The organism is Actinoplanes sp. NPDC051343, from assembly GCF_044455125.1.
Lineage (GTDB): Bacteria > Actinomycetota > Actinomycetes > Mycobacteriales > Micromonosporaceae > Actinoplanes.
The window spans coordinates 110665-135121 of the sequence record NZ_JBITEL010000005.1 but is presented as its reverse complement, the minus strand read 5'-3'; the positions used below and the strand labels follow the sequence as shown (position 1 = coordinate 135121).

The window sequence follows — 24457 nt, the reverse complement described above, 5'->3', positions numbered from 1 at the left end:
GATTATGTCGAGCGTTACATCGGCCGAGCCGCGGTGCCTCCGAGGCCCAGCGGTCCCTTGCAAACGGTAATGCGGCTACTCGGCCTGGACGGGTCCGGGCCGGACAAGCTCGTACGCAACTCGGCCTTCCTCATCCTCGCATCGGGCATCACGGCGCTCCTGGGGTTCCTGTTCTGGGTCGTCGTCGCGAGGCTTTTCTCGCCGGCCGCGGTGGGCATCGCCACCTCGCTGGTGTCGGCCACGTCGCTGATCGGCTATCTGAGCCTGCTCGGGCTCAACAGCGTGCTGCTCCGCTTCCCGAACTCACCGCTGCGGAACACCGAGGTCACTCAGTCCATCCTTCTGACCGCGGTGACCGCGTGCGTCGTCTCGGTGATGTACCTTGCCGCCATCCCGCTGATCAGCGGCGAGCTGACGTTCATCCGGGGAAAGCCGCTCTTCTGCATCGGCTTCAGCGTTTTCAGCGTCTTCGGCGCCGTCAACATGCTCACCGACGCGGTCTTCGTCGCGCGGCGCATCCCGCATTACAACGCGATCGTGGACGGCCTCATTCAAGGGATCACGAAGCTGGTCCTGCCCGTCGTGCTGGCGGGATTCGGCGCTGCAGGCATTCTCGCGTCAGTGGGCTGGGGATACATCGTGGCCGCCGTGGCGTCGGTGATCCTTCTCTACCGGGTCAGTGACTTCCGCTTGACCCTCCGTCCGATGCGCACCCCACTGCTCGGCCGGGTCGGGTTCTCGTTCGCCAGCTACGTGTCGAGCGTCCTCAATCTCGGTCCGGTCATGTTGCTGCCGATACTCACCCTGCATCTACTCGGCGCCGAGGCCAACGCGTACTACTACTTGGCGTTCCAGATCGCGAACCTTCTGAACGCCGCGTCCTACGCGATCGGCGAATCCCTGATGGCCGAGGCTTCGACGGACGAGTCGCGTCTCGGCCCGTTGCTGCGCCGGTCCGGCCTGATGCTGTCGGCGATTCTGGTGCCGGCGGTAACCGTTGTGGCCGGAGCGAGTGGCCTGCTGCTGCGGGCCTTCGGGCAGGCGTATGCGACCGAGGCGCGGAACCTACTCATCCTGCTGTCGTTGAGCGCATTCGCCGTGGGCCTCAACACCTGGGCGAGTGTTGCGCTCAAGTTCCTGCGGCGGATGGGCCACCTGATCGCCAGCAACGCGATCTACCTGGTGATCACTATCGGCCTGGTCGAGGCATTCGGGCGTCATGGAGTGCTCGCCATCGGCTGGGCGTGGTTCATCGGCAATACGGCCTCCGGCGTCTATGCCGCGGTCGTCCTGTTCGTATCGAGAGTTCGTCGGCCCGCCGGACGCCATAGGTGTACGACGAAAGGCTCGTCGTATCTGGTAACTCGATCTCCCTCCCCAGTCGGCCAATCGGCTGCCTGACCTTTCCCAGGAGCATCCTTGAAGGTTGTTGTCATCAACGCGTACGTCCGGGAGAACGCCGGCGACGCGGCCCTCCTGTCGGTCTGCCTGCGTCACGTGCGCGAAGCCTTCCCCGACGCCGACGTGAGCATCGCGGGCATGGAGGCACCCGAGCGGCATGCCGACTTCGACGGGTGCCGGAACATCGGGTCAGTTCTGCGCTACGTCGCCGACGGAACAGCGAGCAGGCCGACGCGGATTCTCCGGCGAATCGCCGTCGGCCTGGCCGCAAGCATCTACGCCACCGCGCCGGCCGCGGTCGGAACCCTGGCCAAGCGTTTCCTGCCGGCCGAGGCGCAACGCGAGATTCAGGCCTTGTCGGAGGCCGATCTCGTTGTGTCGATGGGCGGCGGATACCTCAATGCACGGCCCGGCCTCGACGGATACCAGAACGTCTTCTTCATCCTCCTGCCCGCTCTGATCGCCCAGAAGCACAAGGTTCCCGTCGTGTTCGCGCCGCAGTCCTACGGACCGTTCCCGGCCGCCGTGCAGCGACGCTTCGTCGCCAGAACGCTGCGCCGCGCCGCGCTTGTGCTTTCCCGCGAAGACGTCAGCGTCGACATCCTCACCGCATGTGGCCTGCCGGCGGATCGCGTGATCCGCGCCGTCGATTCCGGCTTCGCGTTCGATCCGGCGACATCGCTGGACTGGCGGGAACGGCTCGGCATCGACCGCACCACGCGACTGGTCGGCATGACCGCCCGGCAATGGCTACCGCCGCAAGAACAGGAGCGGTACGAGCGCGCGCTGGCCGCCATCATCGACTACCTGCACGCGCGGCAGATGCAAGTAGTGCTCATTCCTCAGGTGACCACGGACTACCTGGGTGATGACGACCGGATCGTCAGCCGGCGGATCCACGCCCGCTGCACGAACAAGCCGCTACTCGTCGACGAGGTCGTCGACTATCGCGACCTCAAGCGCTTGTACGGCGAGTGCGACTTCCTACTCGGCACCCGGTTCCATTCGGTCATCTTCGCGCTCACCAGCCGTGTGCCCTGCATTGCCATCGAGTACGAGCACAAGACGCGCGGCATCATGCGAGACCTCGGGCTCGAGGACTGGGTGCTGCCCATGGAGGACGTGACCTATGAGCGGTTGCGCGCATTGATCGAGCGCCTGGACGAGCATCGGGACCGGTACCTGGATCAGCTGCACAGCGTGCTGCCCGCATACGTCGGGCGGGCCGAGTCATTCCCGGAACTGCTCCGCGTCCTGTACCGCTCCGACGTATCGGCCACGGTCAGCGACGGCGACCGCGCCGTGCTATCCGCCTGACGCCGCTGCCGCATTCCCGGCGGCTGTATGCCCTTCGGCGAGTGGCGGGGCCGCGCACGCCGCGGTCCCGCCTGGGCGGGATCAGAGACCCATGCTCGTACGAGGCTGTTCAGGCCATGACGCTCGTGACGGGTCAGGCGACATGCCGGCTTCTTGCCACGGATTCGTGGCCACGGGGGTGAGCGGTGCTCATCTATGCTTCCTTCCCGTGAACGGATCCCCGCGGCCGCCGGTACCGGACGACCCCTATCCGGCCTGGGCGCCTCCGCCGAACGCCGCCCCCGCCCCGGCTCCGCGCCGCTCGATCGGCGGGTTCTTCACCGCCTACTTCGCGGCCGGGCTGGCGCTGCTGGTGATCGGCTTCGTCACCGCGGTCGTTCTGGTGCTGCGCCCGGCGTTCGATCATCACGCGGCAGCCCCCGTCACCTCATCGAGGTCGGCCCACTCGAGAACGGCCGCGACGACGCCTGAAGAATCGGCGAGCGCCGGTCCGAACGGCGCCGCCCTCGGTCCGCAGCAGCTCACCATGGGCCGTCCGCTGGCCGTGACCGGCGAGAACGGCGAGAGGTTCGAGGTCACGGTCATCGCCGGCAAGTACCGGAAGACGGGCTGCAACCCGTACGCGGTCAAGCCCAAGAAGGGCGGATACCTGCCCACGACCGTACGGGTCAAGGTGCTCGACGGCGTGCCCGATGTGTCGGAGTTCGACTTCCGGTTCCAGCGCCCGGACGGCGAGTGGCTGGACTCGGTGGGTGGCAGTGGCTGCGAGACCACCGGCGTGACCGGGCTGTTCCGGCGGCTGACGGCGGGTCGCACCTACGTCACCACGGTGGTCTTCGACGTGCCCAAGCAGCCGCTCAAGGGCGACATCGTGTTCGTCTGGCCCCTGCAGGACGTGATCGGCTCCTGGAAAGTCGGCTAGTCCAGTACGCGGACGTTCCTTTTGGGCGTCTTCTCGACTGGTGTGAATCATGATTCGCCGGCTTGACCAGCCATGACGCCGGTCCCTGCAAAGGATCTGCGTGCCCCCGCATACGCGCTGCAACCGGCCCGTAGCGCTCGGGAACCAAACGGACGTAAAGGCCCGTACCTCGCAATTTTCGGGGTGATCGATTACGGGATTTCCGGGTTTTCCGAATTTTGCCCGAAGGAAATACTTCATCGACGTACGGCTCTGTCAAGCGACAGCGCTGCATCGATCGGCGTATCAGTCTCGGCTGGTACTCGACTTCCGCCCTGACCAGCCGCAACGCCTTCCTGCGAACGTTCGGCCATCCGTTGCTGCGTCGTGCCGCCAGTTGCGTAACAATGCCTCACGCGATAACGATCAAGCAGGCCGTATCGGTCGGCGAAACCCGAGATCGCGGGAGGGAATTCTTCGATGGCGACGATCCATCACTTCGACCACGGCTGGATCACTCCGACGGTGAGCTACGTGCTGTCGGTACTCGGTTCGATGCTCGGGCTGACGTGTGCCGTACGGCTGCGCGCCGCGCAAGGGCGCGGCGAGCGGATCTGGTGGCTGGTCCTCGCCTCCATCGCCCTCGGTGGCACCGCCATCTGGAGCATGCACTTCGTCGCGATGATGGGCTTCAGCGTCGTCGGCACCCCGATCCGGTACGACGTGGGCCTCACCTTCGCCAGCGCGATCATCCCGATCGCCGCGGTCGCGGTGGGCGTGGCGATCGTCGCGTTCGGCAACAGGTATCAGAACGTGCGGCTCATCGTCGGCGGTGTGCTGTCGGGGCTGGGCATCGTCGCCATGCACTACCTGGGCATGGCCGCGATGCGGTTGAACGGCGACATCTCGTACTCGATGACCCGGGTCGGTCTCTCGATCGGCATCGCGGTGGTCGCGGCCACGGTCGCCCTCTGGTTGAGCATCACCGTGCAGAAGCCGCTGGTCATCTTCCTGTCGGCGCTGGTCATGGGCGTGGCCGTGAACGGGATGCACTTCACCGGCATGTCCGCCATGTCGGTCATGGAGCACTCGCCGCAGGGCAACCTCGCCGGCGCGACGGCCAGCAGCATGCTGGTGCCGATCGGCCTGGCCGTGGTGTTCGCCCTGATCGGCCTGGTCTACGCCCTGATGGCGGCACCCAACGAGGAGGACCGGGCGGCCGCTGCCTATCTGGCCGCGCGCCGGGAGGGCTCGGCCGCCGCCGTCCCGCAGCAGCGGACCGGCGAGTTTCCCACGGTCCAGCCGTCCGGGCCGGGTGCCGCCGAGCGTAGTGGCCCCACGCTCGGCGGCGCCTGGACCTACCGCGACCGCTCGTCCCGCTGACAAATTGACCGAAAGCCGCGAAAGAGACGCCCGATCGGCGTGCGGTCCGGTACCCCGGCCTGAGGGCGATTACCCGCGCAAAACGCACCATTGACCGGTAGCAGGCAAGCCGGATATATGGGGGCGACGACATGGGCGTAGGCATTCTGGGCACCGGTTCCTACCTGCCGTCCGAGGTGGTGACGAACGCCGACCTTGCCGAGCGCGTCCCCGGAGCCGACCCGGACTGGATCTCGCGCAAGACGATGATCCAGGCCCGGCGGTTCGCGGCACCCGATCAGGCCGCCTCCGACCTGGCCGCGGTCGCCGCCCGGGCCGCGCTGCGAGACGCCGGCGTGCACCCGGCCGACCTCGACTTCCTGATCGTGTCGACCTCGACCCCGGACATGCCGCAGCCACCGACCTCGACCCTGGTGCAGCGCGCGATCGGGGCCGAGCGGGCCGCCTGCTTCGACGTCAACGTCGTCTGCGCCGGGTTCGTCTTCGCGCTGGCCATGGCCGAGGGCCTGATCGCGGTCAACCCCGAGGCACGCATCCTGGTGGTGGCCAGCGACGTCTACTCGCGCATCCTCGACTTCACCGACCGGCGTACGGCCGTGCTCTTCGGCGACGGTGCCGGTGCCGTCGTGGTCGGTGCGGTGCCGGACGGGTACGGGATCATCGACCGCGAGCTGGTGAGCCGGGGCGACGCCGCCGACCTCATCCAGGTGCCCGCGGGCGGCAGCCGGATGCCGGCCTCGCCATACACCGTCACTCACGGGCAGCACTACTTCCACATGAACGGCCGTGGCGTGCGCGACTTCGTCAACGCGGGGGTGCCGCCGGCGCTGAACATGCTTCTCAAGCGGGCCGGCGCGGTGCCCGAGGACGTGCAGCATTTCATTCCCCACCAGGCCAACGGCGTGATGCTGCAGGAACTGGTCGGCGAGGCGCACCTCGAGAACGCCGTCACCCACCTGACACTCGACCGCTACGGCAACGTGGGCAGCGCCTCGGTGCCGGTGACGCTCGATGAGGCGGCCCGCTCCGGCGCGCTGCACGACGGCGACCTGGTGCTGCTGGCCGGGTTCGGCGGCGGCATGTCGGTCGGGGCGGCACTCCTGCGATGGGGCCCTACTTCGGCTGGATCAGCCACTCCCAGGCTCGCTTGAGCGTTGCGGCGATCGAGGAGCTGTCGTCGGCCGAAGGCACGGGAAGCTGCGCGGCCGGCACGTTGATGATCACGCCGTGCTCGAACAGCCCGTCGATGTGGTCGGCGGCGGCGAAGCGGTGCCCGGCCGCGGTCTTGACGATCAGGCCGTGGAAGACGTCGTCCTCGTCGTCGGCGAGGACGTGCTCGACCTCGCCGGCCCGGTCACCCGAACTGTCGAAGACCGGAGTGCCGTTTTTGGTCACCAGGTAGGAGACGGGCTCGCCGAGGTCCTGTGCGTCGGTCATGCCCCCGGTCTTACCCCCGAACGCCTGGGTTACGCCGGGGACGGGCCGTCCGAGGGCAGCGTGGCGACCTCACGGTAGAAGCGGTCGATCTGCCGCACGGTCGCCTCGAAGTCGTCGAGGCCGAACGGCTTGGTCACGTACGCGTTGGCGCGGTGCTGATAGCTCGACGCGATGTCGGGGGCGGCCCCGGACGTAGTCAGGATCACCACCGGGATGGCCTTGAGCCGGTCGTCGGTCTTGATCGCGGCCAGCGTCTCACGCCCGTCCATGCGCGGCATGTTGAGGTCGAGCAGGATCAGATCGGGCCGCTGCGCGTCGGCGAACTTGCCCTCGCGGCGCAGATAGTCGAGCGCTTCCCGGCCGTCGGCCACGCGCTCGACGGTGGCCTGCGCATCGGCGCTCTCCAGAGCCTCCGAGATCATCAGGGCGTCCGCGTCGTCGTCGTCGACGACCAGGATCTGCAGGTTGCTGCGCACGGTCGTCCCCTTTTGTTTGCAGTGCCGCAAGCATAGGGGTAGGTCTCAGCCGGCCGCCATCTGCATCCCCGCCGCGAGTGCCTCCCGCTGCTCGGTGAACCACTCGGCGACCTGCGCCGGAGTGAGATCGAAACCGGTCGCCCGGGCTCCGGACCAGTTGACGCCGACCAGCATCTCGTCGCGTTCGAGGCTGGGCAGCCAACCGGCGAGCCAGTCGTCCAGCTCGATCACCACGATCTCGAACCCGAGGAATGCCGCGGCCTGGTCGGCCACCCGCCGGGCCCGGGTCGGCTTCGACCAGAACGGCACCGCCCGGCGGCCTTCCGGATCGGCCGGTGCCGGGTAGCCCTCCCCGTCGCGGATCGCGAAGACCCGCCCCTCGACCAGAACTTCGCGGCGAAACGCCGCCTTGTGGGCCCCGCTGAGCGACATCGATTCCCCCTCTTTCCGTACGCGTCATCCTGCCCTACTTGTCGGCTAATGAGTGGTTTGACACGCCTCTGAGCTGCGAAAACGCGCCCGCTGGGGAGGGCGAGTTCAACATCATCTTTTCGGTCAGGGCTGGCTAAACATTTTGTACAAGAAAGAATAAGTAAGTACGAAACGCTGGGTTTAGCACCAACAACTCGGAGTAGCTCCAATAGTGTCCGTTTTGTCGGTCGCGCAAGCGGCCGGCACCGTCTGGCACTGGAGGAATTCGGAATGAACAAGAGTCGGCGAATCGGCGCGATCGTCGCGATGGCGACCACAGCGGTCGGCGTCGCGTCCATGGTCGCGAGCGCGCCCGCCTCGGCCGCCTCGCGCGGCCCGGAGCCGGTCTCGAATTGGCTCCGCCCGGTACGCGCCTTCACCACCAACCAGGTCGACATCTACTGGCGCACCGACCGGCCGGTCTGCGACGTCCAGGTGCGGGTCGCGGCCCGCGGGGTGGACGTCGGCTACCCCGGCCACCGGCGTTACGCCTCCTTCAACCGCGGCAACTCGCTGCGCCCGGGCCGCACCGACTACACGTCGGTGCAGATCAACCCGGACTTCGACCGGCCCGGGGCGGCCCTCCTGCGGGCCGTCATCACGTACGACACCTGCGGCTTCCACGCCCGCAGCCAGTCGAAGACGTTCACGCTGACGCTCCCGGTGCTGCGCAACGACCGGCCGGGACACGACTGGCCGGGCGGTCCGGGCAACGGTCCCGGCGGCAACGGTCCGGGCGGCAACGACCACGGCCAGCCGGGTGACAACCACGGGGCTCCGGGCGGCAACGACCACGGCCAACCGGGTGACAACCACGGGGCTCCGGGCGGCAACGACCACGGCCAACCCGGCGATAACCACGGCCAGCCCGGCGGGCCCGGTGGCAACGACCACGGCCAGCCGGGTGACAACCACGGCGGCCCGGGGCACCACCACCTGCCCCCGACCGGCGCCCCCGCCCCGACCACGTCGGCGCCGGCCCCGGCGAACAACAACCCGGCTCCGGCCACCACCACCCCGGCTCCGGCCACGACGACCTCGAGCGCTCCCAACCCGGGCACCTCGGCCAACGGCACCGGCGACGGCAGCCACCACAACGGGCCCGGCACCGGCGACAACGGCGGCACCGGCCACGGCCACGGGAACGGCACGGGGGGCACCGGCACCGGGGGCAACGGCAACCGGGGCTGACCGAACCACGATCAGACTCGTGGACGGTCGACGGCTCACGGCGTACGGGAAAGAAGCGTGAGGGCGCCGCAAAGCGCGCCCGAATCCCGAAAACCAGCACATTCCCGGCAGGCACCCCTAGGCTCTAGGACAGGGGGACTTGCCATGAAAATGAGCCGCCGACTCGCCGTTCTCGGAGCAACCCTGGCCTCGGCGATGAGCCTGGCCTCGCTGAGCGCCCCGGCACCCGCCTCGGCCGCCCCGCCCGGCCGCGACGGCCCGCAGCCGCTCACCGCGGTGCTGCAGCCGGTCAACCCGCACGACCCGCAATGGGTCACCATCCGCTGGACCACCGACCGCCCGGTCTGTCACGTGCGGGTCCGGGTGCACGGCGGACGGAGCATCGACGTGGCCTATCCGAGCGACCGCCGCTACACCTCCTTCTCACGGGGGGAGGGGCTGCGGCCGGGACGGATCGACTACACCTCGTTCCGGGTCACCGCGCACGAGGACGGGCCCGACCGGGCGTTCCTGGCGGCAACGGTCGACTACGACCGCTGCCGGTGGGACTCGCCCACCATGAACGACGCCATCGGTTTCTGGCTGCCGGTGCGCGCCTGATTTTGGCTACCCAGCCGCTGCTACGGCCGGAGAGATACCACCGTCACGCGGCTGATCACATAGAGAAATGAGAAGCGCCCGGCCGGCTGGGGGCAGTTCCGGCCGGGCGCGGCTCGTACTACCGGCGCGCCATGATGAGCGCCGCCGGATCGGTGCAGACCAGTTCGAGTGCCCGGGCCACCAGGCCGGCGTCGAAGGTCGAGGCGTGGAACGTCGCCTCGAGGTGCAGCACCCCGTTCATCTCGCTGGTCGTCAGCGTGATGCCCTCCGGCCCGGTGAGCGTCGGCACGCTCTGGTTGACCCGCCACGCCGGGTCGGCCGTCCAGTCCAGGTCGCCCAGCATGTCGTGCCGGCCCTGGTTGCTGAACGTCAGCCGCGGGCGCGGGCGCACCGTGATCTGCGAGGGCAACGTGTCCGGCATCCCGGGGGCACCCAGGAGCCCGATCTTGCCGGTTCGCAGCATCATCATCGTCAGGATGCGACCGGTGCCCAGCTCCGCCTTCAGCGTCGTGTGGATCGACATCGGGTCGGTCAGGCGGTCCGGCGAGAGGTACGGCCCGAAGCAGAAGTTGCTGTCGATGACCGTGCCCTTGGCCAGGTAGCGCCGCGCGTCGGCGAGGAACGTGCCGCCGGAGAGGTCCGGGTCGAGGCCGAGCTCGCTCAGGGCGGCCGTGAACGCCGCGAAGGTGATCGCCGAGGTGGTGACTCCGGGGGCGTATTCGTCGCGCCAGGCCCGCATCTGCTTGAGCACCTTGGCCGACCGGGCCGTACGAACCGTCAGCGCCGGTTCCCAGGGCCGGATCGCGGTCTCCTCGTGGGCCGGCGGCCGCGCGAAGCTGATGCCCGTCTTCCAGCGCCCCGGCTTGGTGCCGAACTGCGCGAACCACGCCTTGAACAACGCGAACCGCGGGCGGGCGAGCGGCGGGAGGATGGCCGGCCGGTATTCCGCGGCCGCCGAGACCAGTTCGTGCAGCAGGTCGTTGACCGGGCCGGCGTCGCCGTACGCGTGCGACACCTTCATGGCGACATATCCGCCGCCGACCAGGATCCGCACCGGGTGGTCCCCGCGCGGCTCGGCCTGCAACTGCCGCGTCATCGCGTCGAAGTCGGCCGGTCCGTCGCCCAGGTCGGTGACCGCCTGCTCGATGTACGCGCCGATCTCCGAGGCGTAGAGGTGCTGCCAGCGGCCGCTCGACCGGTCGAGCCGGGACACCGCGCGGTGCTTCGGATCTGCCTGGTAGAGGCCGAGCAGGGCCAGCCGGATCCGGGGCGCGTTGACACCGGTCAGCGGGCCGATCGTGCGGATGTACTCCAGCGGCAGCCAGGCCCGCTCGTGCACGGTGAGGCGTGTGGTCGACATGACTTTGATTCCCGGGTCAAGGCCGGCGGGCCGAGCGAAGACCACCCGCAGGACGGTCGGTGCCACGATCACCGTCTCGATCCCCATCACGATCGCGACCGCGGCGACGAGGTCGGTGAGGCTTCCCCGGCTGCCGCCGTACCAGGCCGCCAGCAGTTCGGCGGCGCCGGCGAAGACCGAGAAGATCCCGGCGCCGCGGACCCGGTTCTGCACCCGCGAGACGGCCAGGAAGAAGTGGTGGAAGACGAACGGCACGTACGTCAGGGCCAGGATGCGCAGCGCGGTGGTGGCCGACGCGGCGTACTGGTGGCCGAAGACCGACATGATCGGCCCGGCCAGGGCGACCACCAGCAGCGAGACCGGCAGGCCGCCGCCCAGGCAGAGCGCCAGCCCGACCCGCACCTTCGAGCGCAGCGCGGCGCGGTCGCCGCTGGTCACGGCGAACAGGGTGAGCGCCACGTTGCCGGGCACCATGGCCAGGAACGACAGCACCATGAACGCGGTGTAGAAGGACGCGTTGGCCTCGGCCGACAGCACCGCGGTGACGACCAGCGGCAGGGCGGCCCGGGGCAGATAGGTCGCGAGGTTGAGCAGGTTGTGGTCGAAGGCGGTGCGGCCGCGCCCGTGCAGCAGTGAGAGCCGCGGCTGCAGCGAGTCGATCATCCCGCGGCGGCGCAGCGCGCGGCCGAGGATCGCGGTCGACAGCACGATGCCGGCCACCCAGGTCAGCAGCAGGCCGCCGCCGTTCAGGGTGAACGGCAGCAGGGCAGCCGCGCCGAGCAGCACCAGCTTGATGACTGAGAACCAGGCGTTGCGCATCAGCTGCAGCGGGCCTTGGAGGAGCCCGACCAGGGCCTCGTCGAGCACCAGGGTGATCGCGTTGAGCGCGATGCCGACGACCAGCAGGATCGTGGCCGGGGTGCTGGTTCGCAGCCCGGGAACGAACCAGTGGGCCAGGGTGACGTAGAGAACGCCGCCGATCGTGGCGGCCGCGCCCGCGACGAGCAGGCAGGTCGAGATCAGGTCCCATTTGTGGCTCTTCAGCGACGGCAGGTCGCTGATCAGCATGGTGCCCATGCCGAACATGCCGATCGTGCCGATCAGCGTCATCGCCGAGACCGCGGCCGAGGCCTGGCCGACGGCCGCGGCGGGCGCGACGCGGGCCGCCAGCCACCAGTAGGCGAAGCCGAACAGCGAGGTGATCAGAGTGGTCGCCATCAGCGAGCCGGCGTTGAGGAAAAGGTCGACGTGCCCGCGTAGGCGTGTCGCGGCGGGCGCGCGGTGGGTTCTTGCCTCGGTGGCGGTCACCCGACAACCGTAATTACTCGGCGTATATCAGCGGTAGGGCGGAGCGGCCGGAAGATCGGTCACCTGTCAGCGCTGGCACCTGGCCGAATGGCTGAGGAATGGGGCAATTGGGGCTGGTGCTGACAGTTACTTTGAGTCACAACCAACCGACCCGACGGAAACGCCAGTAGAGAACCCCGCAGATCGCGGCCATCGCACCGATGACGACCGAGAAGCCGTACGGCGACTGCATCCCCGGGATCTTCTCGAAGTTCATGCCGTAGAGACCCGCGATGACCGTCGGCACCGCGGCGATGGCGGCCCACGAAGCGATCATCCGCATGTCGTTGTTCTGGTCGACCGACACCTGGGCCAGGCGGGCCTGCAGGATCGAGTCGAGCAGGTTGTCGAACCCGGCGACCCGGTCGACCGCCCGGCCCAGCCGGCTCCGCACGTCGGCGAAGTAGGGGCGCAGGGCGGCCGGCGGCTCGGCCACCTCGACCAGCCGGGCGAGCGGTTCCTGCAGCGGCAGCACCGCCCGCCGGAACTCCACCATCTCGCGCTTGAGCTGATAGAAGTGGGCGATGCCGGCGTTGCGCTGGGCGGCGAAGGTCTCCTCCTCGAGGCGTTCCAGGTCGCGCTCGACCAGGTCGGCCACCTCGAGGTACTCGTCGACCATGCGGTTCGCCACGGCGTGCGCCACCGCCCACGGGCCCTGGCGGAGGGTGGCCGGGCGCTTCTCCAGGTCGCGGCGTACGGGCCAGAGCGCGCCGGCCGCGCCGTGCCGCACCGAGATCACGAACCACGGGCCGATCAGCAGGGTGACGTCGCCGGTGTCGACCACCTCCGACGTCGCGGTAAGCCGGTCGTGCTCGACGTAGCGGGCCGTGCGCAGCACCAGGCGGGTGACGTCGCCGATGGTGTCGACCAGCGGGCGGTTCCCGGGCTCGACCGTCTGCTCGACCACCAGCTCGTGCAGCCCGAAGATCTCGCCGACCGTCCGCATGGTGGCCCGGTCGGGCTCGTGGAGCCCGAGCCAGACGAATGCGCCCCGCAGCCGGCGGGCCTGCCGGGCCGCGTCGGTGAAGTGGCCCCGCTCGGGGCGGCGGGCGCCGGCTGCGTAGACGCCGCAGTCGACGATCGCGTCGGGATTGGCGTGGCGCTGGGCGGGCAGGCCCGGCCGGTCGCGTGGGGCGATGCCCTCGATGAGGCGGCCGAGCGCCCGCGGGATGAGTTCCGACCCGAACATGGCATGACCGTAGCGGTCGGAGGCGACAGCGGACACAAACTGACCGCAATCTCGGGCACTCTTGTGTCATGGCCAACACGAGTGCCCGCATGCTGCGCCTGTTGTCGCTGCTGCAGACCCATCGCTACTGGCCCGGCCCGGAGCTGGCCGGCCGGCTCGAGGTCAGCGACCGCACCCTCCGGCGCGACGTCGACCGGCTGCGCGAGCTGGGCTACCCGGTCGACGCCAGCCGGGGTGTCGCCGGCGGCTACCAGCTGCAGGCCGGGGCGGCCGTGCCTCCGCTGCTGCTCGACGACGACGAGGCGGTGGCGATCGCGGTCGGCCTGCGGACGGCGGCGGCCGGTGCGGTGGCGGGTTTCGAGGAGACTTCCGTACGCGCCCTGGCCAAGGTCATCCAGCTGCTACCGCCCCGTCTCCGGCGCCGCATCGACGCGCTGCGGGTGGCCACCGCGCCCGGCGTCCTCGGCGGCGGCCCGACCCTGGATCCGGACGCGCTCACCACGATCGCGCTGGCCTGCCGGGGCGAGGAGCGGCTGCGTTTCGAGTACACCGCGCGGGAGTCCGAGACGACCGCCCGGCACGTCGAGCCGCACCGCCTGGTCTCGCTCGGCCGCCGCTGGTATCTCGTAGCGTGGGATCTCGACCGCGGCGACTGGCGCAGTTTCCGGGTCGACCGGCTGAACGAGCCGGCGTTGACCGGCGCACGGTTCCGGCCCCGCGAACTGCCGGGCGGCGACCCGGTGGCCTGGCTGCGCTCCCGGATGGCGGCGATACCGACCCGGCACGAGGTGGCTCTCCTGCTCGAGGCGCCGGTTTCGCGGGTCGAGGCGGTCGTCGGCCATTGGGGGACTGTCGAGCCGCTGGAGGACGGCCGTTGCCGGCTGCGGATGAGCGTCGACGACCTGGGTTGGCCGGTCATGGTGCTCGGCGTGGTCGGCGCGCCGTTCGTGGTCGAGTCGCCTCTTTTGCTGCGGGAGCGGGTGCGCGCGACCGGCGAGCTGCTGCTGAGCAGCCTTGATTGAGCAGTGTTGAGTTGAGCGAGCGCGGATCGGCGCCCCCGTGGCGCCGATCCGCAGAGATGAAACTAGTCAGTGGGTGCGACAACTTTCTGCTTTTTTCAGCGAAGGCTTATATAAGAATCAACTTGTCTACATCGGATCCGGTAAACCGGATGCCGGTCGCTGCCCGAGTCCCGGATACTGGGCGCCGTGACCGACATCCCGCGCAGCGTCGATGAACTGCTCGCGCTGACCGGCCCGGTGAAATACCTCTTCTTCTGGGGCCACCGGCCGCAGCCCGACGGCAGCGTGGGCGCCGGCTGCCTGAGCCAGTGGTGGCCGGCCGAGTTCACGGTGGACGGGCTCCGGTTCCGCTCCGCCGAGCACTACATGATGTGGCGCAAGGCGACCCTGTTCGGCGACGCCGCGATGGCCGCCCGCATCCTCGACGCCGGGCATCCCCGCGACGCCAAGATGCTGGGCCGCGGCGTGGCCGGCTACGACGATCGCAAGTGGGCCGCCGAGCGCTTCGCGATCGTGGTCGCCGGCAGCCTGGCCAAGTTCGGGCAGCACGACGACCTGCGGGCGTGGCTGGCCGGCACCGGCGACCGCGTGCTGGTCGAGGCCAGCCCGACCGACCGGGTGTGGGGCATCGGCCTGGCCGCCTCCGACGAGCGGGCCCCCGACCCGGTCCGCTGGCGCGGGCTCAACCTGCTCGGCTTCGCGCTGATGCAGGCGCGGGAGCAGCTCAGGACGCGTTGACGTCCATCGTCACGGTGACCATCGTTCCCCGGAGGATGTACTGCGTGATCAGCGTGTGATAGCCCTTGGCGAGCGGCACCGTGATGCCGGTCAGCGCGCACGTGCGCTCGGGCTCCGTGCGAAGGCCCGGGGTGGCGGCCGCGTCGACCGGGCCCAGCCAGCGCAGCGCGACCGGCCGACCGTCCAAGCCGGCCGATCCGTCGACCCCGACCTCCTCGGCGTAGTCGTAGGAGCACATCGGCAGCGTCACGCCGGACATCGAGGCGGCCACCACCAGCAGCGACGAGCCGGCGGGCACGTTGCACCCCCAGTTGGCCGAGGCCGGCCCCGAGGGCGCGGCGACGAACCAGAGGCCGGATTCCTTGTCGTGCCAGCAGTGCGCCCCGCGGCGCGGGGTGACGCTCCACGTCGACCACTGCTCGAGCAGGGGCGCCTCGACGATCGGCGGTACCGGCGCGGCCGACGACGTCGCTGAGGGTCGTGCGGCCACTCCGCAAGCACCGAGGATCAGCGGAATCAGCAGAACGAGAAGGGCGCGTCGGAGCACTTGCGAGACACTACCGCGCCCCCGCGGTGATCGACGAAATGGGCAGAATGGCGGCATGACGACCCTTGGCGCCATCGCCCTTCCGAACAACCCGCCGGAAACCCTGCGCGAGATCGCGACGACCGCCGACCGGGCCGGTCTCGACGAACTCTGGCTATGGGAGGACTGCTTCCTCAACGGCGGCGTCGCCGCAGCCTCGGCCGCCCTCGCCTGGACCACCGACCTGCGCGTCGGCCTCGGCATCATGCCGGTGCCGTTCCGCAACGTCGCGCTCTGCGCGATGGAGATCGCCACGATGGCCCGGATGTCGGGCGGCCGGGCGATGCCCGGCATCGGCCACGGCGTGCAGAGCTGGATGGCGCAGGTGGGTGTCAAGGCCGGATCGCCGCTCACGCTGCTGCAGGAGTACGCGTCGTCGCTGCGTTCCCTGCTGCACGGCGAGACCGTCACGGTCGACGGCCGTTACGTCCACCTCGACGCCGTACGGCTCGACCATCCGTCGGCGCCCGCACCCGGCCTGCTCGTCGCCGCGACCGGTCCCCGGACCCTGGCGCTGGCCGGGCAGGTGGGCGACGGCACGGTGCTGTCCGGCGGCACGTCCCCGGCCGACGTCGCCTCCGCCCGTGAACTGATCGCCCAGGGCGACGATCACGACATCATCGTTTTCGTGCCGGTCGCGTCAGGCCCGCACGCCGCCGCCCGGCTGCGGGCCGCGGCCGAGCACTGGGGCCAGTCGTACATCGGGGTGGGCGGCGGGCCGGCCGACATCGCCGAGGGGGTCCGCGAGTTCGCCGCGGCCGGCGCGACCCGGGTCATCCTCAACCCGCTGCCCGACGAGCCGTCGGCGGCGGAGTTCGTCCGGTTCGCGGCCGACCGGGTCGCGCCGCTGGTCAAGTCGTGAGCGGCCGCAGCCGTACGAAGTCGTGGTGGAGTTCCGACCCGACCCGGAACCGCTTCTCGCCGACCACCTCGAAGCCCTGCTTCGCATAGAACTTCCCGGCCCGCACGTTGCGTTGGTTGACGCCCAGCCAGCACGACTTCGCCCCGGTGCGGGCGGCCTCGTCGAGGGTCGCCGCCATCAGCGCGGCCGCAGCCCCCGACCCGTGCCGGTCCTCGGCCAGATAAAACTTGCTGAGCTCGATGCTGGTCGTGGCGTCCACCAGCGCGGCGACGTCGGGGTCGGCGATCGGGCCGCTGACCAGCATCGAATAGCCCACCGGCTCGTCGTCGTGAACCACGATCAGCAGGATGCGGGCCGGGTCGGCCAGATAGTCCGCGAAGCGCTCCCGCGACAGGTGGAGCGCGATGAACGCGTCGATGTCGGCCTGGAGCGTCCCGGGCGGGCAGGCGAGCCCGAAAGTACGCGCGGCCAGGTCGTGGAGAAGATTTGCGTCGTGTGATCCGGCGCGACGAGTCGTGATCGACATGGAAAGACAGTTTAAGGTTTCCAGCGTGCGCGCTCCCATGAGACGACTCGGTGACGTCATTCCCCTTCCGGCGTCCGTACGGCCCGACGAGGCCGCGACCTTCACTGTCACCGCCGATACGGCGGTGCATGCCGACCCGGCAGCCAGCGGTGTGGCTGAGCTGCTGGCCGGGCTGCTGCGTGAGGCATCGGGCCACCCGATCCCGCTCAGCGCGAACGGCTCGATCAAGCTGCTCCTCGATGGCGGGACCGGCGCCGACGACGGGAAAAATCCCGAGGGCTACGCGCTGGTGATCGAGGCGGACGGCGTCACGCTGCGCGCCCCGAGCGCCCAGGGCCTGTTCAACGGGGTGCAGACGATCCGGCAGCTGATCCCGCTCGGCACCGGCGGCGACGTACCGCTGCCCGGCGGCCGCATCGAGGACGAGCCCCGCTTCGCCTACCGCGGCACGATGCTCGACCTGGCCCGGCACTTCTTCACGCCGGAGCAGGTCCGGGACTACATCGACGCGATCGTCCAGTTCAAGATCAACCACCTGCACCTGCACCTGACCGACGATCAGGGCTGGCGGCTCGTGATCGACTCGTGGCCCCGGCTCACCGAGGTCAGCGGCGGCGAGGGCACCGGCGTCGACGGCGCCGGGCCGGGATTCCTGACCGCGAACGACTACACCGACCTGGTGGCGTACGCGGCCGAGCGCTTCGTCACGATCGTCCCCGAGATCGACATGCCTGGGCACGTCAACGCGGCCCAGGTGGCCTACCCCGAACTGACCGCCGACGGGCAGGCGCCGGAGCCCCGCACCGACACCAAGGTCGGCTACAGCTCACTGGTCGCGAGCAGCGAGAAGACGTACGAGTTCGTGGAAGACGTGCTGCGTGAGCTCGCCGCCCTGACCCCCGGGCCCTACCTGCACATCGGCGGCGACGAGGCGTTCGCGACCCCGCCCGAGGACTACCGCACCTTCATGACCCGGGTGCTGCCGCTGGTCGGCAAGTACGGCAAGCGGGCCATCGGCTGGCACGAGATGGCCACGGTCGACCTGCCCCCGACCGCGATCCCGCAGTACTGGCGCATCGAGCCGTCGAACGAGGAGGTCGCCCGCGCGGCCGCGGCCGGCCACCAGGTGATCATGTCGCCGGCCGACCGCACCTACCTCGACATGAAATATGAGAAGTACGACGAGTCGAGCCCCCTCGGCCTCGACTGGGCCGGCCTGGTCGGCATCCAGCGGTCGTACGACTGGGACCCGGCCGAGCGGCTGCCCGGCGTGGGGGAGGAGTCGGTGCTCGGCGTCGAGTCGGCGCTCTGGTCGGAGACCCTGCGCAGCCTCGACGACGTCTGCTTCATGACGTTCCCCCGGCTGGCGGCCATCGCCGAGGTCGCGTGGACGCCCCGGGCGGCCCGCGACTGGGAGCCGTTCAGCCGGCGGCTGGGTGCCTTCGGGCCGCGCTGGTCGGCCCAGGGCATCACCTTCTACCAGGACCCGGAGATCGACTGGGAGTCCTGACCGGCACCGGCACCACGATCCGGATGCCGTCGCGCGGACGGGCCGGGATGCGACTCAGGTCGATCCCGGTCCGCTGCGGCGGCAGGTAGTAGTCGAGCGCGGCCAGCCTCTGCGCCAGCGTCGCCAGGAGGGCGATGGTGATCTGCTCGCCGGGACAACGGTGGCCGGTGCGCGGGTCGCCGCCACCCTGCGGGATCAGCTCGAACTCGCCGATCGGGCGGCCCAGGAAGCGCTCCGGTCGGAACGCGTACGGCTCCGGCCAGATCCGCTCGTCGTGGTGCTGGCCGTAGACGTCGAGCAGCACCAGCGCGCCGGCCGGGATGTCCACGCCCTGGAAACGCAGGTCACGGGTGGCCCGGCCGCCGAGGAACGGGGCGAACGGGTAGAAGCGGCGCACCTCGTGGGCGAAGGCGCGGGCGTACTCGTCCCGGTGCAGTTCGCCCCGCAGGTGCGGCCACTGGTCCAGAGCGTGTGCCGCGAAGGCGACGAGCCAGGTCACGGCCGTCGCCGGTCGGATGATGTTGAGAACCTCGACGGCCGCGGTGCGCGAATCCAGCAGGCGCCCGTCCTCGCTGTAGTGCGCGATCGACGTCAGCGGACTGCGGGTGCTCTGCTCGCGGCGTACGTTCTCGATGATGCCGGCAAGCCACCTCTCCCGGCGCCGGCGCGCCGCGAGGGCCCGCGCATGGCGCGGCCCGAGCGTCGCAAAACCATCGACCATGGCGATGAGGTCCGCCGGCAGGGCCTCCGGGTCGCTCTGCGTTTCCGGTACGCCGGTCCAGCGGGTCACCGCGGTCGCGATGATCCCGGCCGTCTCGTCGAACAGCGAGATCTCGGGGCCGCCCCGCCACCGGCGCGCGGCCACCTCGAACTCCTCCTCGGCCAGTTCGGCCAGCCGGTCGATGCCGTCACCGGTCAGCAGGTCGACGAACATCGCCTTGCGATGCCGGTGAGCGGGACCGTCGAGGGTGTGCACCGCCCCCCGGCCGAACAGCGTGGCGACGACCGGATGCGGCAGCGCGGTGTGCCGTTCCAAGTTGCCGTCGCCGTAGAAGAACCGCGCCGCCTCGGGACCGCCGATCGCCACCGCCCGCTGACCCATCACCCGGATCGCCACCGGCCGCCCATTTGTCCGGCGACGCAGATCGGGTAACCACGCGTACCCCTTCAGGGCGATCAGAAGAGTCTGGTCGATAGACGCCATGGCGGTCCGTATCCCCCTCGGTAACGGCGTGAAACCGGCTTCAAAAACTTCCTTAAATCTCCCCTCCGGCGGACCTCCCGTCTCCGGTTTCGTCGGACCGCCACCCTAGGCTTGCTCCCGATCCGGTCGAACTTCTTCTAGTGGGGAGCGTGGGGTGCGCGAGGGCAATCGGGCGACGAGGTCGGCCGCCCTGGTCGCCGGCTTCTGGTTGATCGCCTGGGCCCAGGTGGTGGCGGCACTGGCAATCGTGCTGCTGGTCCTGGCCCTTCTGCCGGCCGCGGTCGCGGTGCGGATCGGCGCGCCGCTGTGCATCGCCACCGCCGGGTTGCTCTGGTTCGCCACATCACGCGCTCTTCGCGTACGCCAGGTGACCCCGGCCGGCGTCCCGGTGAGCCGCACCGACGCGCCCGGCCTGTGGTCGTTGATCGACGCCGCCGCGTCCACCGCCCAGGCCGCCCCGCCGGACGGCGTGACCGTGATCGCCGACGCCGGCGTCTGGGTCGGCGAACGCTCCCGCCTGATCGGCCTGCGCGGCGGCCCCCGCCAGCTCTACCTCGGTCTCCCGCTGCTCCAGGCGTGGGACACCGCCCGCCTCGGCGCCGTGATCACCCACGAGCTGGCACACGGCTCGACGGTCCTCGGCCGCTTCGCCCCGGTCGCCTACCGCGGCCGCCTCGCCGTGGCCCGCATCGTCCGGCGCATCCCCCGGCGCAGCCCGGCCGGCCCGCTGCTCCGGGCGTACGCGTCGTTCTACCGCCGCCTCGACTCCTGTTTCGCCTGGGCGCAAGAACTCGCGGCCGACCGCGCCGCCGCCTCGTTCGCCGGCCCTCAAGCGGCTCTCGCGGTGCTCCGCGACGCCCCCGCCCTCGAAGAGATGCAGCAGCTGTTCCACGCCGAATACCTGAGCTCCGGCTGGCAGGCGGGCTTCGTACCGGAAGACGTCTTCGGCGGCCTCCTCCGCGTGCTGGCCGCCCGCCCCGACGAGATGGCCCGCCTGCGAGCCCTCCCACCCGAACCGGTACCCGACGGCGACCCGCACCCGCCGCTCGCCGATCGCATCACCGCCCTCTCCGCCCTGATCCCCGCGCCCGCCGACCCCGCAGCCCCTGACGCCGCGTCCGCTGCTTCCTCCGCTTCCTCCGCTCCTTCCGCTTCCTCCGCTCCTTCCGCTTCCGCTGGTTCCTCCGCTTCCGCTGGTTCCTCCGCTTCCGCTGGTTCCTCCGCTTCCGCTGGTTCCTCCGCTTCCGCTGGTTCCTCCGCGCCCGGTGCCGACACCGAGCCGGCGACCGCCGGCCCGGCCGGCGGGCCCGGGCTCGGCGCGGGAGGGCCCGCCCTCCAGGCCGTCGTGCCGCCCGATGACCCGGCCGCCGGGCTGATCCCCGACCTGCCCGGCCTGGGCCGGGCACTGCAGGCGGTGGCGTTCCCGGCGACCGGCCGCACCACGGTCGACTGGGACGAGTTCTTCAGCATCACCCGCAACGCCGAGATGGAACGCGAGGCCGACGCCGCCCTGCGCGCGATCGGCCACGCCGTCGGCACCCCGGTGCCCGGCCTCGCCGAGGTGCTCGACCTGGTCGCCGACGGCCGCCTCCCCAAAGCCGCCGAAGTCGTCTTCGCCGGCCTGCCACCGGCCGAGGCCGGCGAGCGCATCACCGACCTGATCACCCTGCTGCTGGCCCTGGCCGCCCTCCGCAGCGGCGCCGCCCGCTGGCGCCACAGCTGGAGCGGCACCGCCGAGTTGGTCGCCATCGACGGCGCGTACCTCGACCTGGCCGAACCGGCCGCCCTGGCCGCCGACCCGGCCACCGTCGACCTGGCCCGGGCCCGCCTCACCGAACTCGGTATCGACCTCGCGGCGGCCGCCCTGCCCGACCCGGCCCGCCCACCGGCCCGCGTGCCGGTCCACGGCGGCGTGGTCAACGTCCTGGCCGACGGCGCACGCACCGACCTGCTCATCCTCGAGACGGGCCTGCTGCTGCTCCCGTCCCTGCCGCGCTCCCGCAACGGCGACGCCCGCCGCCGCCTGGCCCGCCTGGCCGCCGCCGGCATCAACCCCGACGGCACCCTGGCCGCGACCCCGCGGGCCTCGGACGTCCACGCCGGGTCGGATGCCGACTCCCCGCCGCCCGAGGCCGACCTGGCACCGGACCCCCTCTCCGACCTCGCGGCCGAGCCCGGCCGCTCCGAGGCGGATGCGAGGCTGATCCCGTACGCCGACGTCACCCGCGCCGCGGTCATGCAGGGCCGTCGCCGGCAGTGGGAACTCACGCTGGCCGACGGCTCGGTCCTGACCGTCCGCACCACCCTCGACTCGGACGAACTGCAGGGCGGCTGGGAGGCCCTCGACGAGGCCGTCGCGTTCCTGACCCGCACCCGCGCCCCGGGCTCTTCACGCGAGGAGCCCGAGGCTGCCCCGCGCGACCCCCGCCTCGAGTTCGCCGCCGCCACCCCCACGTCGGGCGGCCCGGTCCCCTGAGTGGCCAGTTCAGATCTTGCGGAAACCGGCGTGAACGACGCGCGGTTGCTGAGCCGTACCTGAAAGCGACGCGACAACACGGTCGCATCCGCGACGTTCCAGCGACCAAACCGTCACCTTCGGTCACAATAATCTCAGAGGCCATTCGCTTACCGTTTCCCGGTTTGGGTACCTGATCGTCGGGGCGGGACGCGATCATCGCCTTGGAGCAGGGGAGGCGCGCTGATGGATCGGGGACCGCTAGCGCTCTTCGGGGCAATCGTGGCCGTGGGCCTCGGCCCCGCGTTGTGGCTGGGCGCGCAGTTCGGCCAGTTCGACGTGGCGCCGCCGGGCCGGCCCGTGCCGGTCGACCGCACCCACGACACCACCCAGCTGATGGGCGGCACCGCCGCCGGCGACACCGAGACCGGCGAAGACACCACCCCGGTAGGCGCCACCCCACGCACCCACGTACGCCCGGCGAGGACCACCCACTCCGCCAAGCCGTCAACCAGCCCGACCGCCACCACCCCACCCACGTCACCCGCCCCCGACTCCCCGAGCCCGTCCACGTCCCCGAGCGCCTCCACCGACCCGTCCGACAACAGCACAAGTCCCGACCCCGGCGACGACTCGCAGCCCCCGTCACCACCCCCTAGCAGCCCCACCGGGAACGACACGGACGGCGGCGACGACACGGGTGCAGGCAACGGCGCAGTCGCAGGCGTAGGCAACGGCACTGGTGCAGGCAACGGCGCAGATGTGGGCACGGCTTAGGCGGCAGCGAGGGCTCAGCAACAGCGTGGTCTCAGGTGGCAGGGGGCCTCAGGCGGCAGCTAAGTCTCAGGCGGCAGCGAAGGCTCAGGCAACGTCGAGGGCTCAGGCCCTGAGCAGCTGGGGCGCTGAGCAGCTGGGGCGCTGAGCAGCTGGGGCGCTGACCAACGGGGCGCTGATCGGCAGGGGCGCTGAGCGCTCGGCAGCTCAGCCTTCGGGAGTCAGCGCGACGACCGGGATCCGCCGCCCCGCCGCCTTCTGCTCGTGCTCGGCGAAGAACGGGAACTTCTCCTTGATGATCGACCACTCGCGGTCGTAGTCGGCCCCCGTCAGCGGCGCCGCCGCCGCCGAGAACCGGGATCCTGGCAGCTCCACCGTCACCTCGGGGGTGGCGGTCAGATTGAGGTACCAGGCCGGGTGCTGGGCCGCCCCCGCGTTGGAGGCGATCACCAGCAATCGATCGTCCGAGGCCGCCCGCACGTACATCATCGGGCTTGTCCGTTCCGCGCCCGACCTGCGCCCGCGGGTGGTGAGCAGCAGCAACGGTCGATTCCCCATCGAGGCGCCACCGTCGGCCCGGAACTCCGCGATCAATTGGCGGTTATACGCCAGCTGGTCATCCGGCATCGTCATGAAATATCCTCTCTCGTCGGGTAGGTCGGAGTAGAGTGCGGCCAGCCCGCGAGCCGTCCGCGCGAACAATGCCCGGAGTTCCGGCGGCGCCAAAACCTCCGCCGCATCGCCGAGCTTCAATAGTTCGATATGCCCGTGCCGCACCGACTCGATCGGCACGGTAGTCACCAGCCAGCCGGACGAGTCCGGTGGCGACGCCGCCGCCCGCGCCTGCCGGGACATCTCGGGCGGAAACACGAATGCCATCCGTTCGAGTGCCGCCGCCGTCATCCGTACCGTCGCCGACAGCCGATACACGCTCTGTTCGTAACGGGACGTCCATTCCCGCCAGAATGCGGCGAGGTCGAACCCGTCCGGCCGCACCACCGGCGTGGACAGCAGCGACGCCGACAAAATGTTCGTCACCCGGTAGGTGGTGGTGCGCGTCCCCGACCCGGCCACCAGGTACCACCGGCCCGCCTTCAACACGACCCCGAGCGGATCGAGCGTGCGGGTCACCTCGCGCGGCGCCTTCCACCGCCGATAGCGAATCTCCATCTGCCGCCCGCTCCACACCGCATCGGCAACTGCCGAAAGATAGGGCGTGGGCTCGTCGGCCCGGAACCATCCGGGTGCGTCGAGGTAGAAGCGTTCGCGTACGCGATCGGCGCGTTCCGCCAGCTCACCCGGCAGCGACGCGCGCAGCTTGAGCTGCGCGGCGGCGAGCACCGAGCCGAGCCCCAATTCGGCTGCCGGGCCGGGCATCGCGGCCAGATAGAGCGAACCCGCCTCATCCGACGTCATTCCGGTCAGGCGGGTGCGATAGCCGTCGAGCAATTGATATCCGCCGGTCGGGCCGCGATCGGCATAGATCGGCACGCCGGCCGCCCCCAGCGACTCGACATCGCGATAAACCGTCCGCACCGAAACCTCGAGCTCGTCGGCGATCGCCTGAGCGGTCATCCGGCCACGCGTCTGCAACAACAGCAGGAGAGAAACCAAACGGCCGGCACGCACACCGGCCAAGCTATCCGGTGAAAGCTGACAAGGGGCGTCAGCTTTCTTTCCGTACGGGATTTTGACCGCGCAGCGAGG

Annotated in this window: 22 protein-coding genes; 13 read left to right on the top strand and 9 right to left on the bottom strand. The window is 70.4% G+C overall.

What is annotated here, in order from left to right; all coding sequences use genetic code 11:
• Positions 1-69: 69 nt before the first annotated feature.
• From ACIA5C_RS18135 to ACIA5C_RS18115, 5 genes are all read left to right on the top strand, one after another.
• Positions 70-1401 (top strand): lipopolysaccharide biosynthesis protein, encoded by a 1332-nt coding sequence (locus tag ACIA5C_RS18135; protein ID WP_396056652.1) that lies wholly within the window; start codon positions 70-72, stop codon positions 1399-1401.
• Between the two features lie 18 nt (positions 1402-1419).
• Complete coding sequence (locus ACIA5C_RS18130) at positions 1420-2718, top strand: polysaccharide pyruvyl transferase family protein (RefSeq protein ID WP_396055906.1); 1299 nt, start codon at positions 1420-1422, stop codon at positions 2716-2718.
• 208 nt (positions 2719-2926) lie between these two features.
• Entirely contained in the window at positions 2927-3640 is a 714-nt protein-coding gene (locus tag ACIA5C_RS18125) for a hypothetical protein (protein WP_396055904.1), read from the top strand.
• 459 nt (positions 3641-4099) lie between these two features.
• A complete protein-coding gene (locus ACIA5C_RS18120; protein WP_396055902.1) occupies positions 4100-5002 on the top strand; it encodes an MHYT domain-containing protein in 903 nt (300 codons plus the stop codon).
• Between the two features lie 131 nt (positions 5003-5133).
• A complete protein-coding gene (locus ACIA5C_RS18115; protein ID WP_396055900.1) occupies positions 5134-6153 on the top strand; it encodes a 3-oxoacyl-ACP synthase III family protein in 1020 nt (339 codons plus the stop codon).
• On the opposite strand, the gene ACIA5C_RS18110 is transcribed toward ACIA5C_RS18115, so the two are convergent.
• From ACIA5C_RS18110 to ACIA5C_RS18100, 3 genes are read right to left on the bottom strand one after another with little or no spacing between them, the layout of a single operon-like run.
• Entirely contained in the window at positions 6116-6439 is a 324-nt protein-coding gene (locus ACIA5C_RS18110) for a PRC-barrel domain-containing protein (protein WP_396055898.1), read from the bottom strand. The genes ACIA5C_RS18115 and ACIA5C_RS18110 overlap by 38 nt on opposite strands.
• A 29-nt stretch (positions 6440-6468) precedes the next feature.
• On the bottom strand, positions 6469-6915 hold the full coding sequence (locus ACIA5C_RS18105; RefSeq protein ID WP_396055896.1) for a response regulator: 447 nt from the start codon (positions 6913-6915) through the stop codon (positions 6469-6471).
• 45 nt (positions 6916-6960) lie between these two features.
• On the bottom strand, positions 6961-7347 hold the full coding sequence (locus ACIA5C_RS18100) for a DUF2750 domain-containing protein (RefSeq protein WP_396055894.1): 387 nt from the start codon (positions 7345-7347) through the stop codon (positions 6961-6963).
• 270 nt (positions 7348-7617) lie between these two features.
• Between ACIA5C_RS18100 and ACIA5C_RS18095 the strand changes: the two genes are divergently transcribed.
• Together ACIA5C_RS18095 and ACIA5C_RS18090 are read left to right on the top strand one after the other, a co-directional pair.
• Positions 7618-8577 (top strand): hypothetical protein, encoded by a 960-nt coding sequence (locus tag ACIA5C_RS18095; RefSeq protein ID WP_396055892.1) that lies wholly within the window; start codon positions 7618-7620, stop codon positions 8575-8577.
• A gap of 150 nt (positions 8578-8727) precedes the next feature.
• Positions 8728-9177, top strand: coding sequence for a hypothetical protein (locus ACIA5C_RS18090; RefSeq protein ID WP_396055890.1), 450 nt, complete (start codon positions 8728-8730; stop codon positions 9175-9177).
• A gap of 118 nt (positions 9178-9295) precedes the next feature.
• Here ACIA5C_RS18090 and ACIA5C_RS18085 read toward each other — a convergent pair whose 3' ends face one another.
• Positions 9296-11845 carry a lipopolysaccharide biosynthesis protein gene (locus ACIA5C_RS18085; protein ID WP_396055888.1) on the bottom strand — a complete coding sequence of 850 codons (2550 nt, stop codon included), beginning with the start codon at positions 11843-11845 and terminating at the stop codon, positions 9296-9298.
• Between the two features lie 136 nt (positions 11846-11981).
• Positions 11982-13073 carry a magnesium and cobalt transport protein CorA gene (locus ACIA5C_RS18080; RefSeq protein WP_396055886.1) on the bottom strand — a complete coding sequence of 364 codons (1092 nt, stop codon included), beginning with the start codon at positions 13071-13073 and terminating at the stop codon, positions 11982-11984.
• 68 nt (positions 13074-13141) lie between these two features.
• Here ACIA5C_RS18080 and ACIA5C_RS18075 point away from each other — a divergent pair, with 68 nt between their 5' ends.
• Together ACIA5C_RS18075 and ACIA5C_RS18070 are read left to right on the top strand one after the other, a co-directional pair.
• The gene (locus ACIA5C_RS18075) at positions 13142-14095 is read left to right on the top strand and encodes a helix-turn-helix transcriptional regulator (protein WP_396055884.1); all 954 of its coding nucleotides are present in this window, start codon (positions 13142-13144) and stop codon (positions 14093-14095) included.
• A 186-nt stretch (positions 14096-14281) separates the two neighbouring features.
• The gene (locus ACIA5C_RS18070; protein ID WP_396055882.1) at positions 14282-14833 is read left to right on the top strand and encodes an NADAR family protein; all 552 of its coding nucleotides are present in this window, start codon (positions 14282-14284) and stop codon (positions 14831-14833) included.
• Here ACIA5C_RS18070 and ACIA5C_RS18065 read toward each other — a convergent pair.
• Positions 14820-15380 carry a hypothetical protein gene (locus tag ACIA5C_RS18065; protein WP_396055880.1) on the bottom strand — a complete coding sequence of 187 codons (561 nt, stop codon included), beginning with the start codon at positions 15378-15380 and terminating at the stop codon, positions 14820-14822. The genes ACIA5C_RS18070 and ACIA5C_RS18065 overlap by 14 nt on opposite strands.
• 55 nt (positions 15381-15435) lie before the next feature.
• On the opposite strand from ACIA5C_RS18065, the gene ACIA5C_RS18060 reads away from it, so the two are divergent.
• Complete coding sequence (locus ACIA5C_RS18060) at positions 15436-16281, top strand: LLM class flavin-dependent oxidoreductase (RefSeq protein ID WP_396055878.1); 846 nt, start codon at positions 15436-15438, stop codon at positions 16279-16281.
• On the opposite strand, the gene ACIA5C_RS18055 is transcribed toward ACIA5C_RS18060, so the two are convergent.
• The gene (locus ACIA5C_RS18055; RefSeq protein WP_396055876.1) at positions 16271-16807 is read right to left on the bottom strand and encodes a GNAT family N-acetyltransferase; all 537 of its coding nucleotides are present in this window, start codon (positions 16805-16807) and stop codon (positions 16271-16273) included. The two genes, ACIA5C_RS18060 and ACIA5C_RS18055, sit on opposite strands and share 11 nt — an antisense overlap.
• Before the next feature lie 25 nt (positions 16808-16832).
• On the opposite strand from ACIA5C_RS18055, the gene ACIA5C_RS18050 reads away from it, so the two are divergent.
• Positions 16833-18317: a beta-N-acetylhexosaminidase gene (locus tag ACIA5C_RS18050; RefSeq protein ID WP_396055874.1), complete on the top strand. Its 1485-nt coding sequence runs from the start codon at positions 16833-16835 to the stop codon at positions 18315-18317.
• On the opposite strand, the gene ACIA5C_RS18045 is transcribed toward ACIA5C_RS18050, so the two are convergent.
• Positions 18277-19521 (bottom strand): cytochrome P450, encoded by a 1245-nt coding sequence (locus ACIA5C_RS18045; protein WP_396055872.1) that lies wholly within the window; start codon positions 19519-19521, stop codon positions 18277-18279. The genes ACIA5C_RS18050 and ACIA5C_RS18045 overlap by 41 nt on opposite strands.
• A 154-nt stretch (positions 19522-19675) precedes the next feature.
• Here ACIA5C_RS18045 and ACIA5C_RS18040 point away from each other — a divergent pair, with 154 nt between their 5' ends.
• Both ACIA5C_RS18040 and ACIA5C_RS18035 read left to right on the top strand, forming a co-directional pair.
• Positions 19676-21997: a peptidase gene (locus ACIA5C_RS18040; protein WP_396055870.1), complete on the top strand. Its 2322-nt coding sequence runs from the start codon at positions 19676-19678 to the stop codon at positions 21995-21997.
• A 225-nt stretch (positions 21998-22222) separates the two neighbouring features.
• Complete coding sequence (locus tag ACIA5C_RS18035; protein ID WP_396055868.1) at positions 22223-22753, top strand: hypothetical protein; 531 nt, start codon at positions 22223-22225, stop codon at positions 22751-22753.
• Between the two features lie 204 nt (positions 22754-22957).
• On the opposite strand, the gene ACIA5C_RS18030 is transcribed toward ACIA5C_RS18035, so the two are convergent.
• Entirely contained in the window at positions 22958-24346 is a 1389-nt protein-coding gene (locus tag ACIA5C_RS18030) for a nitroreductase/quinone reductase family protein (RefSeq protein WP_396055866.1), read from the bottom strand.
• Positions 24347-24457 lie beyond the last annotated feature (111 nt).

Bases quoted from the DNA above. Each gene is read 5' to 3' on its own strand.
- ACIA5C_RS18135 (WP_396056652.1), top strand. From the start codon at position 70: ATGCGGCTACTCGGCCTGGACGGGTCCGGGCCGGACAAGCTCGTACGC.
- ACIA5C_RS18090 (WP_396055890.1), top strand. From the start codon at position 8,728: ATGAGCCGCCGACTCGCCGTTCTCGGAGCAACCCTGGCCTCGGCGATG.
- ACIA5C_RS18045 (WP_396055872.1), bottom strand. From the start codon at position 19,521: ATGGCGTCTATCGACCAGACTCTTCTGATCGCCCTGAAGGGGTACGCG.
- ACIA5C_RS18120 (WP_396055902.1), top strand. From the start codon at position 4,100: ATGGCGACGATCCATCACTTCGACCACGGCTGGATCACTCCGACGGTG.
- ACIA5C_RS18060 (WP_396055878.1), top strand. From the start codon at position 15,436: ATGACGACCCTTGGCGCCATCGCCCTTCCGAACAACCCGCCGGAAACC.
- ACIA5C_RS18100 (WP_396055894.1), bottom strand. From the start codon at position 7,347: ATGTCGCTCAGCGGGGCCCACAAGGCGGCGTTTCGCCGCGAAGTTCTG.
- ACIA5C_RS18080 (WP_396055886.1), bottom strand. From the start codon at position 13,073: ATGTTCGGGTCGGAACTCATCCCGCGGGCGCTCGGCCGCCTCATCGAG.
- ACIA5C_RS18110 (WP_396055898.1), bottom strand. From the start codon at position 6,439: ATGACCGACGCACAGGACCTCGGCGAGCCCGTCTCCTACCTGGTGACC.
- ACIA5C_RS18035 (WP_396055868.1), top strand. From the start codon at position 22,223: ATGGATCGGGGACCGCTAGCGCTCTTCGGGGCAATCGTGGCCGTGGGC.
- ACIA5C_RS18095 (WP_396055892.1), top strand. From the start codon at position 7,618: ATGAACAAGAGTCGGCGAATCGGCGCGATCGTCGCGATGGCGACCACA.
- ACIA5C_RS18075 (WP_396055884.1), top strand. From the start codon at position 13,142: ATGGCCAACACGAGTGCCCGCATGCTGCGCCTGTTGTCGCTGCTGCAG.
- ACIA5C_RS18115 (WP_396055900.1), top strand. From the start codon at position 5,134: ATGGGCGTAGGCATTCTGGGCACCGGTTCCTACCTGCCGTCCGAGGTG.
- ACIA5C_RS18055 (WP_396055876.1), bottom strand. From the start codon at position 16,807: ATGTCGATCACGACTCGTCGCGCCGGATCACACGACGCAAATCTTCTC.